The sequence below is a fragment of the Brevibacterium rongguiense genome (genome assembly GCF_009857845.1).
Taxonomy (GTDB): domain Bacteria; phylum Actinomycetota; class Actinomycetes; order Actinomycetales; family Brevibacteriaceae; genus Brevibacterium; species Brevibacterium rongguiense.
This window is the reverse complement of the sequence record NZ_WWEQ01000076.1, coordinates 1-11555: the sequence shown is the minus strand read 5'-3', so window position 1 is coordinate 11555 and position 11555 is coordinate 1. Positions and strand designations below refer to the sequence as shown.

At 70.8% G+C, this 11555-nt stretch carries 9 protein-coding genes; 5 read left to right on the top strand and 4 right to left on the bottom strand.

All coding sequences use genetic code 11. The features are described 5' to 3' along the window. From GSY69_RS12605 to GSY69_RS12595, 3 genes are all read right to left on the bottom strand, one after another. Window positions 1-1489, bottom strand: a 1489-nt coding sequence (locus GSY69_RS12605) for an ABC transporter transmembrane domain-containing protein (RefSeq protein ID WP_160954194.1), incomplete at its 3' end; no start/stop codon positions are given. Next, complete coding sequence (cydB, locus tag GSY69_RS12600) at window positions 1486-2529, bottom strand: cytochrome d ubiquinol oxidase subunit II (protein ID WP_160954193.1); 1044 nt, start codon at window positions 2527-2529, stop codon at window positions 1486-1488. The genes GSY69_RS12605 and cydB, both read right to left, overlap by 4 nt. A gap of 10 nt (window positions 2530-2539) precedes the next feature. Then, window positions 2540-4111 (bottom strand): cytochrome ubiquinol oxidase subunit I, encoded by a 1572-nt coding sequence (locus tag GSY69_RS12595; RefSeq protein ID WP_160954192.1) that lies wholly within the window; start codon window positions 4109-4111, stop codon window positions 2540-2542. Window positions 4112-4385: 274 nt separating this feature from the next. On the opposite strand from GSY69_RS12595, the gene GSY69_RS12590 reads away from it, so the two are divergent. Beyond that, on the top strand, window positions 4386-4742 hold the full coding sequence (locus GSY69_RS12590; RefSeq protein ID WP_160954191.1) for a BlaI/MecI/CopY family transcriptional regulator: 357 nt from the start codon (window positions 4386-4388) through the stop codon (window positions 4740-4742). A gap of 21 nt (window positions 4743-4763) precedes the next feature. Further along, entirely contained in the window at window positions 4764-5576 is an 813-nt protein-coding gene (locus GSY69_RS15235; protein ID WP_160954190.1) for a M56 family metallopeptidase, read from the top strand. 70 nt (window positions 5577-5646) lie between these two features. On the opposite strand, the gene GSY69_RS12580 is transcribed toward GSY69_RS15235, so the two are convergent. Continuing rightward, window positions 5647-7767: a DNA gyrase/topoisomerase IV subunit B gene (locus GSY69_RS12580; RefSeq protein ID WP_160954189.1), complete on the bottom strand. Its 2121-nt coding sequence runs from the start codon at window positions 7765-7767 to the stop codon at window positions 5647-5649. Between the two features lie 362 nt (window positions 7768-8129). On the opposite strand from GSY69_RS12580, the gene GSY69_RS12575 reads away from it, so the two are divergent. From GSY69_RS12575 to GSY69_RS12565, 3 genes are all read left to right on the top strand, one after another. Next, window positions 8130-9008, top strand: coding sequence for an N-acetylmuramoyl-L-alanine amidase (locus tag GSY69_RS12575; RefSeq protein ID WP_160954188.1), 879 nt, complete (start codon window positions 8130-8132; stop codon window positions 9006-9008). 287 nt (window positions 9009-9295) lie between these two features. Further along, window positions 9296-10045, top strand: a complete 750-nt coding sequence (locus GSY69_RS12570) for a VOC family protein (RefSeq protein ID WP_160954187.1) — start codon at window positions 9296-9298, stop codon at window positions 10043-10045. A gap of 326 nt (window positions 10046-10371) precedes the next feature. Further along, window positions 10372-11466, top strand: coding sequence for a DUF4257 domain-containing protein (locus tag GSY69_RS12565; protein WP_160954186.1), 1095 nt, complete (start codon window positions 10372-10374; stop codon window positions 11464-11466). Window positions 11467-11555 lie beyond the last annotated feature (89 nt).

Here is an 11555-nt window from a genome sequence, read left to right as displayed (position 1 = left end):
GCTCGGCGCGCACGCGGGCCGCGGCCGCGGCATCGAGGTGGGCGGTGGGCTCATCGGCCAGCAGCAGGCCGGCGCCCGCCTCGACGCCGGCCAGCGCGCGGGCCAGCGCCAGGCGCCGCAGCTCACCGGGGCTGAGCGCCGCGCATGGGAACTCGGGCTCCAGCTCGAGGCTCGCCCGGGTCAGGAGCCCGGCGGCCTCCTCGGCCGCGAGCGGGCGGCCGGCGTAGGCGCTCAGCTCCGCGCGCAGGGTGGGGGCGAACGTCCGCAGGGCCTGCGCGGCCAGCGCGAGGGCGGCGGGCACTCCGGTGGCGCTGCCGCTCACCGTGGTCTCGGCGTCGGTGCGCACGAGGCCGGCGAGGACGCCCAGGAGCGTCGACTTGCCCGCTCCCGAGGGCCCAGCGACGACGGTGAGGCCGGTGCCGATGCGCGCGCTGCACGGGGCCAGTGCGGGCTCGGCGCGCCCGGCATAGGACACGCTCAGGCTCTCCAGCACCAGGGGCTCGGCCGCGCCGGGGGCCGGGTGCTCGCCCGCGGGCGCCGCCGGCTCCGAGGCGATGATCTCCTGGGCGCGCTCGCGGGCGGCCATCCCGTTCTCCGAGGAGTGGAAAGCAGCCCCCAGCTGGCGCAGCGGCAGGAAGACCTCGGGCGCCAGGACGAGGGCCAGCAGGCCCGCCTCGAGGTCCATCGTGCCGGCCACGAGCCGCACGCCGATGAAGACCGCCACGAGGGCCACGGAGATCGTGGCGATGAGCTCGAGTGCCAGCGCGCTGAGGAACGCGACGCGCAGGGTCTGCAGCGTCGTACGGCGGTAGGACTCGCTCATGGCCGCCAGCGCGCGGGTCTGGGCGCGGACCCGGCCCAGGCCGATGAGCACCGGCAGGCCCCGGGCGAGCTCGACGAGGTTCGTGGAGAGCTGGTCGAGGCTGTGGACGGCCTCGGCCACGCGCCCCGAGGTGTACTTGCCGATGAGCACCATGAACAGCGGCACGAGCGGCAGGGTGATGAGGAGGATGACGGCGCTCGTGAGGTCCGCGAAGGCGATCCGCACGCCCAGCACCAGCGGAATCGCCGCCGCGGACGTCAGGGCGGGCAGAACCGCGGTGTAGTAGTCGTCGAGGTCGTCGAGGCTGCGGGTGGCCGCGACGGTCAGGGCCCCGTCGGACAGCGGCAGGTCGCGCCCGGAGCCCGCGATCGCCCGGTCCACGAGCGCGGCGCGCAGCGCGGTCTTGACGGCGACCGCCGCCCGCGCTCCGATGCTGCGCTGGGCCCACGCCGCCGCGCCGCGCAGGAGCGCGCCCACGATGCCACAGGCCAGGGCGGTGCCGATCGGCTCACCGTGGGGCAGCGCGACGATGCCGCGGGCCACCGCCTCGGCGATGAGCACGAGGCCCACCGCCCGGACCAGCGCGGTGGCGGTGAGGGCGAGCAGCGCGCGGCGCCCCGCGGGATCGGCCAGCGCCGGTCCCGCGGGGCCCTGCCGCCGGCTCATGAGTGCGCGGCGGAGCGCACGGCCTTCGGGATGGCGTGCGCGGCGGGGATGTGCTCGACGCTCAGCCGCTGGGCGAACACGCGGTAGCTCCAGGACTGGTAGAGGATGACGAGCGGCACGAAAACGATGGCGACGATGAGCATGACCGTCAGCGTATAGGCCGACGAGGATGCGCCGCCGACCGTCAGCGAGAACTGCGGGTCGAGGGTGGAGGGCATGACGACGGGGTAGACGCTCGAGAAGATCGCCGCCACGCCGGCCACGAGGAACCCGGACTCGGCGAGGAACGCGGCCTTCTCCCGGCCCCCGCGGATCGCGATCCACGAGTACGCGGCGGCGCCGGCCGCGATGAGCAGGAGCGCCCAGCCCCACCAGTGGCCCGAGCGGACCACGATGATGACGGCCCAGGCCACGAGCGGCAGCAGAAGCAGCGGCCCCCAGCTGCCGGCGATGCGCGCCGCGCGGTGGCGCACGTCGCCGTCGGTCTTGAGCGTGAGGAAGAGCAGCCCGTGGAGGATGCAGAAGCCCAGCACGCCCAGCCCGCCGATGATCGCGTAGGCGTTGACCCAGGCGAACGGGCCGCCCACATTGTCGCCGCGCTCGTTGAGCGGCATCCCGGTCGTCGTGAGCGCGAGCATCGCGCCCACACAGAAGGCGGCGACGGCGGAGCCCGCGGACATGCACCAGGTCCAGCCGGCGCGCCAGCGGTCCGTGTGACCCTTGCCGCGGTACTCGATCGCGATGGCGCGCAGGATCAGCGCGACGAGCGCGAGCGTGAGCGGGAGGTAGAGCGCGGAGAACAGCGAGGCGTACCACAGGGGGAACGCCGCGAAGGTGGCGCCGCCCGCGGTGAGCAGCCACACCTCGTTGCCGTCCCAGACGGGGCCGATCGTGTTGATGAGCAGGCGGCGCTCCTGCTCGTTCTTGGCGAACCCCTTGAGCAGGGTGCCCACGCCCAGGTCGAATCCCTCGAGGAAGAGGTAGCCGAGCCACAGGACGGCGATGAGGATGAACCAGATGGTCGGAAGTGCGTCGGACATCGCGGGCTCCTCAGTAGGCGAAGGACAGGACGTCGTCGTGGTCCGACGACACCGTGGGCTTGTAGTTCTGGTGGTCGAGCTCCGGCATGGCCGAGGCCACGCCGCCGCGCACGAAGCGGATGAGCAGGAGCAGCTCGAAGACCATGAGCACTCCGTAGAGGAGGGTCAGGGTGATGAGCGAGAAGAGCATCTCCCCGGCGGACACGGACGGCGAGCTCGCTGCGGCCGTGTAGAGGTAGACGCCGTCGATGCCGGAGGCGTCCGGGTTGGGCGCCACGACGAAGGGCTGGCGGCCCATCTCCGTGAAGACCCAGCCGGCGGAGTTCGCGATGAAGGGCGCGGTGATGCCCCACAGGGCGAGCTTGGACAGGAACGCGCTGCGCGGGACCGTGCCCTTGCGGGTGGCCCACAGCGCGTAGGCCGCCGCGGCGGCGGAGAGCACGCCGAAGCCGATCATGAGGCGGAAGCCCCAGTAGGTGACGATCATGAGCGGCTGGTAGTTGATCTGCTGGCCGGCGTGGATGCCCGCCGCCTCGTCGTCCGGGTAGGTCTGACCGTACTTCTCCTGGTACTGCGGGACGAGCGGCTGGACGCCGGGGACGTCCTCGGTGAAGTTGCCCTTGGCCAGGAACGACAGGAGCCCGGGGATCTCGATGACCGGGTGGACGTCCTTGCAGTTGTTCGAGCTGAGGTCGCCCACGGTGAGCACGGAGAACTGGTTGCCGGTGTGGCAGGCCGCCTCCGCTGAGGCCATCTTCATGGGCTGCTGGACGTACATGAGCTTGGCCTGGATGTCGCCGGTCAGCGCAACGGCGGCGAAGGCGAAGATGGCCGCCCAGGCGCCGATGCGCAGGGAGCGCAGCCACACCGTGTGGTCGGTCCGGTCGCGGCCGGGGATCTCCGGGGCCTCGCCCACGACCACGCGGCCGAGGTCGTCGACGGTGTCGATCCCGTCCTTCCTGCGGCGCCACAGGTGGTACCAGGCGATGCCGAGCATGAACGCGGCGCCCACGGCGACGGCGCCGGAGAGCGTGTGGAAGTACGCGGCGATCGCGGTGTTGTTGCCGAGCACCGCCCAGATGTCGACGAGCTTGGGCCGGCCGTCGATCACCTCGACGCCCACGGGGTGCTGCATCCAGGAGTTCGCGGCGATGATGAAGAAGGCGGAGATCCAGGAGCCGATGACGGCGGCCCAGAGCACGCCCAGGTGCAGCTTGCGGTTGAGCCGGCCCCAGCCGAAGATCCACAGGCCCAGGAAGACGGACTCGAGGAAGAAGGCGATGAGCGCCTCCATGGCGAGGGGGGCGCCGAAGACGTCGCCGACGTAGCGGGAGTACTCCGACCACGCCATGCCGAACTGGAACTCCTGGACGATGCCGGTGGCCACGCCCATGATGAAGTTGATGAGGTAGAGCTTGCCCCAGAACTTCGTGGCGCGCAGCCACACGTCGTTGCCGGTGCGGTTGTACACGGTCTGCAGGATGGCCACGAGCAGGCCCAGGCCGAGCGTGAGCGGGACCATCCAGAAGTGGTAGACGGTGGTGATGCCGAACTGCCACCGCCCGACGAGTACGGGATCCACGAGTTCCTCCTCGCTTGTGCCCGCCGGCGCCGGTCGACTCCGCGGGACCTCATTTCTACACTTCGTAGAATACTCCCAGCGAGCACGGGAGGCTCTCCCAGGCGGCACCCGTCCACGCCAGCGTCCTAGCCGTCCCACATGTCGGGATCGGGCGCCCCGGGGGCCCAGACTCCCCGGATTCGCACATGCTTGTGTTGCGATAATCTACGCGGTGTAGAAGTATGATGGCAGTGGAGCCGCCCGCCGTGGGCGGCCGCGAAGGGATACGGACAGCGTGGGAACTCTGGGTGAACTCGAGCGCAGCGTGATGAACGCGCTGTGGACCAGCGGCGACGGCATGACCGCCGCGGATCTGCGCGACGGCCTCGCCGCGCGCGATCTCGCCCTCACCACCGTCCACACCGTCCTCACCCGCCTGGAGAAGAAGGGGTTCGTCAGCCGCGACCGGTCCACCCGGCCCCACCGCTACGTGCCCACCTCCACCCGCGAGGACCACATGGTCGACATGATGACCGAGGTCCTCGACCAGGCGTCCGACCGCCAGGCCGTGCTCGCGCGCTTCGTCGGCACCGTCTCGGAATCCGACACCGCGTTCCTCTCCAGCCTCCTCGGCGCCCAGCGCGCCTCCTGAGGCAGGCGGCAGGTCCGCGCCGTGCTCACCCTCTTCATCCTGGGCCTCTGCCTTGCCCTCGTGGCCCTCGTGCTCGCCTGGCCCATTCCCGAGGCGATGGCGCGGGCGACGCTCGCCCGCTCCCCCACCGTGCTCATGGCCCTCTGGCAGGGCCTTGGGCTGGCCGGCGGCCTGTCACTCGTCGGGGCGATCACCCTGCTGGCCCTCGTGCCCAGCCTGCACGCCCTCAGGCTGGCCGCCGGCGATCCGCAGCGCAGCGGCGCAGGACCCCTGGCGTGGTGGCAGTGGGCGCTGCTCGTGGCCGCGCTCGTCATGCTCGCGCGACTGCTGTGGTGCCTCGTCGCCCAGTACGTGCGCGCCCAGCGCGCCCGCCGGCGCCATGTGGCGCTCGTGGAGCTGCTGACGAGCCCCTCCCAGGCCGATCCCGGGACGCGGCTCCTGCCCTCCGAGGTGCCGCTAGCCTACTGCGTGCCGGGCGCCGCCGCCCGCGGCACCGGGGCGCCGGGCACCACCGTGCTCTCCACGGGGCTCATCGCGGCGCTGAGCGAGCCCGAGCGCCGCGCCGTCATCGCCCACGAGTCCGCCCACCTGCGCTACCACCACCAGCTCTTCGTCATCCCGTTCGCCGCCTGGCACCGGGCGCTGCCCTTCCTGCCCGCAACGGCGCGCGCGCTCTCCGCCGTGTCCGCGCTCATCGAGTTCATGGCCGACGATGCGGCGGTCCGCGAGGCAGGCCCCGAGGCGCTGGCCTCCGCTATCGCCACGAGCGCGGGCATCCACCCGGGCGAGTCGAACGAGGCGCTCACGCGGGTCCGGCTGAGCCGGCTGGGCTGACGGCACCCACGCCGTGCCCGAGGCGCGGGCGCGGCGTGGGTGCCGGCCGGCGCCTCGGGCGCGGTGCGGTTTAAGCGTCGATGCGCTCCGCGTCGAGGACGGCGGCGCCGGAGATGAGGAACTCCTTGCGCGGCGCGACATCGGAGCCCATGAGCAGGTTGAACGTGCGGTCCGCGGCCTCGAGGTCGGCCATCGTGGCCCGGCGCAGGAGCCGGTGCTCGGGGTCCATCGTCGTCTCCGCGAGCTGGTCCGCGTCCATCTCCCCGAGGCCCTTGTAGCGCTGCGGGGTCGTGTATCCCCGCTTGCCCTTCTCGAGCCTGCGGACGAGCTGGTGGAGCTCGGCCTCCGAGTAGGTGTAGACGACCTCGTTGGGCTTGCCGCGGTTGATGATCTCCACACGGTGCAGCGGCGGGACGGCGGAAAAGACGCGCCCGGCCTCGACGAGCGGGCGCATGTAGCGGAAGAACAGCGTGAGGAGGAGCGTGCGGATGTGCGCACCGTCCACGTCCGCGTCCGTCATGATGATGATCTTGCCATAGCGGGCGGCGTCGAGGTCGAAGCTGCGCCCGGAGCCGGCCCCGATCACCTGGGTGAGCGCCGCACACTCGGCGTTGGCCAGCATGTCCGCAACCGATGCCTTCTGGACGTTGAGGATCTTGCCGCGGATGGGGAAGAGCGCCTGGAAGTCGGCATCCCGGGCGGCCTTCGCGGTGCCCATGGCGGAGTCGCCCTCGACGATGAACAGCTCCGAGTGCTCGACATCGCCCTTGCGGCAGTCGTAGAGCTTGGCCGGCAGCGAGGAGGACTCGAGCGCGGTCTTGCGGCGCTGGTTCTCCTTGTGGGTGCGCGCGGAGATGCGCGACTTCATCTCCGAGACGACCTTCTCCAGCAGCGTGGCGGCCTGCGCCTTCACCGGGCGCTTCTGCGATTCGAGGAGCGCGGTGAGCTCGCGCTCGACCGTCTTCGCGACGATCTGGCGCACGGCGGGGGTGCCGAGCACCTCCTTCGTCTGGCCCTCGAACTGGGGCTCGGCGAGCTTGACCGTGACGACGGCCGTCAGCCCGGCGAGCACATCGTCCTTCTCGAGCTTGTCCTTGCCCGCCTTGAGCTTGCGCGCATTGGCCTCCACCTGCTTGCGCAGCGTCTTGAGCAGGGCCTGCTCGAAGCCGGTGAGGTGGGTGCCGCCCTTGGGCGTGGCAATGATATTGACGAAGCTCTTCACCCGCGTGTCGTAGCCGGTCCCCCACCGCACGGCGATGTCGACGGCGACGTCGCGCGCGACCTCCGTGGAGACCATGTGGCCGTGGTCGTCGAGGATCGGGACCGTCTCCGTGAACGTGCCCTCGCCGGCCAGGCGCCACACGTCGGTGAGTCCGGCGTCCATGGCCAGGTGCTCGACGAAGGCGGAGATCCCCCCGTCGAACCGGAATTCGTCGAGCTTCTCCGCGATCGGGGCACCCGTCTCATCACGGGCCAGGCCGCGCAGGTCGCGCACGGAGATCCCCAGGCCGGGCACGAGGAATGCGGTCTGGCGGGCGCGGTCGACGAGCGAGGCGTCGTCGAACCGGGCGTCCTTGATGAAGATCTGCGAATCGGCCCAGTAGCGCACTCGGGTGCCGGTCACCCCGCGCTTGGCCTTGCCCACGATGTCGAGCTCGCTGGCCGTGGTGAAGGGGGTGAACGGGCTGTCGGGCGAGGGCTCGCCGCCGTCGTCGTCGAAGCGGCCGGGCTTGCCGCGCTGGAAGGACATGCGGTGGACCTTCCCGGCGCGGGTGACCTCGACGTCGAGCCGGGCGGACAGCGCGTTGACGACGGAGGCGCCCACCCCGTGCAGGCCGCCCACGGCCTGGTAGGACCCGCCGCCGAACTTGCCGCCGGCGTGCAGCTTCGTCATGACGACCTCGACGCCGGTCAGCCCGGTCTTAGGCTCGATGTCGACCGGGATGCCGCGGCCGTCATCGGCGACGGCCACGGAGCCGTCGGCGTGGAGCGTCACGGCGATGTCCGTGCCGTGGCCGGCCAGCGCCTCGTCGACGGAGTTGTCGATGATCTCCCACAGGCAGTGCATGAGGCCGCGGGAGTCGGTCGATCCGATGTACATGCCGGGGCGCTTGCGCACCGCCTCGAGGCCCTCGAGCACCTGCAGCTGGTGCGCGCCGTAGTCCTCGCCGCCTGCCTTCTTCGCCGCCACGTGGCTCCCTTCGCTGCCCGCCGGGCACTCGCCGGCCGACCCCGTCGATTTTAGAACAGCGCCGCCGCGGCGCGCGCTGCCGCGCCGGGGCGGCCCGCGATTTCCGGCGCCCGACGGAGTCCTGTCCTCACCCGGTCGGGGATGCTGACGTACCCGTGTTCGATTCGATGAGGTGCGGTCGGTGGGGCACGGATTGCCCCGGGGACCGCCCCGGGCCAGCGCGTGCGAGCGGGGCACACTCGGAGCCGGGCCGGAGCGCGCGGGCGGGGCGCGGGGCGCGACACCGGCATCGGGCACGGCCCGCCGGTGCGCGCAGCCGGGCACGACCCGCCGGATTGCGGAGGATGGGACATACTGGGGCCATGGCCCACCCTCTCCTGCGCTCCCTGGCGCTCCTTGCCTGCCCGCTCATCCTCGTGGGCTGCGGCGCCCAGTCCGCGGGCGACGGTCCCCCCTCACCGCGCAGTAGCACCCTGCGCCCCGAGCACAGCGCCGCCTCCGCGGGCGCGGCCAGCACGGCGGGCGCCTCGGCGTCGGCGCGGCCCACCGAGGCGAAGGATGCCTCGGCGGGCATCGCGGAGGGTGCACTCGAGGGCACGACAATCGCCCTGGACCCCGGGCACAACGGGGGCAATGCCTCGCACCTCTCCGCGATCAACAAGCAGGTCCCGGACGGCAACGGCGGCACGAAGGCGTGCAACACGACCGGCACCGCCACCCAGGACGGCTATGAGGAGCACGCCTTCACGTGGGCCGTGGGCAAGGCGGCGAAGAAGCAGCTCGAGGCCGCCGGCGCCACCGTGGTCATGTCGCGTACCTCGGACAAGGGCGTGGGCCCGTGCGTGGACGAGCGCGGGACGTTCGCGAAGGAGAAGGGCGCGGACCTGCTCGTGAGCATCCACGCCAACGGCACGGAGAGCCGCTCGGCCAAGGGCTTCGGGGTCATCATCGCGCCCAAGGGGCCCGAGGTGGCCGCGTCCAAGCGGCTGGGCAAGGACCTCGTCGCGCAGCTCAAGGACCAGGGCTTCCCCGTCAACCGCGCGGGCTATGGCTCGGACGGGCTCAACGAACGCACAGACCTCGCCGGCCTCATGAACTCCTCCGTGCCGACCGCACTCGTCGAGTGCGCGGAGATGAACAACCCCTCCGAGGCCGCGCTCATGCGCACGAAGGCGGGCCAGAAGCGCTACGCCACGGCGATCGTCGCCGGGATCGGCGACTACGTGCACGCGGGCGGCTGAGCGGCCTCGCACGGCGGCCGGCCGCAGGATGATCGGCTGCGGGGCGGTCGGTGGCGGGGCGTTCGGCCGCGGAGTGGCCGGCTGCCGGGCTGACGGCTGCCGGGCTCACGGCCGCGGGGCTGTCAGCCGTGGGGCTGTCGGCTGTACAACGCGCGACGCCGCCGCGCCGGGCGTTCGACTGGCCCGGCATGGTCCCCCGGAGCCGGTACGCGCCGCACCCGGTGCGGAACGGACCTGCGAGAATGGGGTCGAGCGCGGTGCGCGCTCATCCGAGCCGAGGAGACACCGTGAACGCGAATACGAAGCCGTGCTGGGCCGAGCTCAGCTCACCCGACCTCACCGCAGCGCAGGAGTTCTACGGCGGGCTGTTCGGGTGGGAGTTCGCATCCCCCGGCCCGATGGGCTTCGGGGTGCGGGCCCTCGTCGGCGGTGCGCCGGTGGCCGGGATCAGCCCGCAGCCGGAGCAGGCGCCCGCCGGGCAGCCGGGCTTCTGGTCGCTGTACTTCAAGGTCGCCGAGCTCACGGCGTTCCTCGAGGACGTCGAGGAGGCCGGCGGCACAGCAATGATGGCGATCCCCGACTTCGACGAGCACGCCTCCGTGGCGCTCGTCGCCGATGCCGCCGGGACGGCGTTCGGCGCGCTCGCCTATGACGATGACCGCGGCTTCGGCGCGGTAGGCGTCGACGGCGCCACGTGCTGGTACGAGCTGCACACGAAGGACCCGGCGGCCTCCGCCTTCTACTCGACGGTATTCGGCTGGGACTTCGCCGCCGATCCCGCCGCGGGCCCCGGGTATGAGACGTTCTCCGCGGGCGGCGAGCTGCTGGGCGGGATGGCCGACATCAGCGCCAGCGAGATCCCCGGTCACTGGGAGTCCTACATCCAGGTTGCCGACGTCGATGCCACGGCCGCGCGCGTCGAAGCGCTCGGCGGTGCCCTCCTCGCCGAGCCCGCCGCGTCCCCGCGGGGACGCGTGGGCCGGTTCATCGACACCCACAACGCGGCGTTCACGGTGCTCGCGCCCGCCCAGCGCTGAACTCCGCCTCGTCACGCGCCCGGTCGTGTCGAAGCTCGAACCCAGCCCGACCTGCACTGACGGCCCCGAATCGGCTTCTCCGATTCGGGGCCGTCGACGTTTGCGGAAATTTTCACACTGATTCATCCGAAACCGGGTATGAACCGGTGTACGTTTCTCGTTAGATACGATCTGCGGCCTTCCTCTCGCGGAGTGAAGCTTCCGCTCTCGACCGAGGGACGACAATGACGTCACCCCACCGCGGCCCGGTGCGCCGCCCGCTCCTGCACGCCACCTGCGCGAGACCTCAGTCCACGCGGCTGCGCAGGCTACTCGCCGCTACCGCCGTGCTCCTGCTCACACTGCTCGGCGTGACGCCGCTTCTCACGATGACGCCTGCGATAGCAGCCGGTCGCCTCGACTGCACAAACAACTCCATTTACGCCCTCGGAGACAAAGGGCAGCTGCAGAAGTTCTCGCCTGGCGCTAACCCGGCGGTCAGCACGATAGGCACGGCTGCAAGTGGTGTTTCACAGTTCAATGGCTTGGGTATTGGGGAGGGCGGATCCTCCGTGTACGCCTACGAACGCAGCACAAACGGCCGCGGGTCAGCCCTCACGAAAGCGCTTATCTATACCTACGACCCGGGCAGCGAGAGGTGGACAAACACAGGCGACTCATACGATGCCTCCCCGCAGGGCCTCGACGCCAATCTCGTTGCCGGAGCGGTCAACCTCAAAACCGGCAGTTTCCTCTTCGGGGGATTTACGAATAACGGCAAGAAGTTCCAGCTATACGAATACCAGCCGCGAACGAAAAGATTTTCGTACCTCGGGTTTGTAGCAACGAAGGCGACCGGTTCCAATGCCTCCCAGAACGGTGACCTCGCCTTCGATACCCAGGGCAACATGTTCGTCATGCGCGGCGTCGGCAGCTCCTCGGAAATCTACGCGGTCAAGGCCTTAACGCTCGCAGCGGCGGATGGCGGAGAGCTCGCGGCTTCCGTCACCAACGACGTCGCAACAGCGACGAGCATGAACGGAGTCGCGTTTGACTCCGATGGCCGCGGTTACCTCGGTCAGACCAGTGAACTCCAGCGCCTCGAGATGCCGAACGGGACAGACAGAACCACCGTGACGAACAAACTCTCCAGCTCGTGGGACCTTGCCTCTTGCGCCTCACCGCCGACCATCACGGTACAGAAGGACGTCGCGGCTCGAGCGAGTACAAGTGACCAGTTCCGACTCGGGCTCTTCAGCGGGCGCACACCCTCCAGCACGACGGAAGTGGCGAACACAACGACCACAGGCACCGCGACGGGTCTCCAGGACAAGCAGATCGGGCCGTTCCCCGCGACGCGCGGTGCAACCATGAGCTTCAATGAAACGGCCGCAGGCTCCACCGAGGGGACTGATGCACGATCAGGTGTCAGCTTGGTTTAGGCCGCCAGGGTGACGGTCGGGTTCATGATGGTCTCGTATTCGATGGGGGTCAATCGGCCCAGGCGGGCCTGACGCCGGCGGCGGTGGTA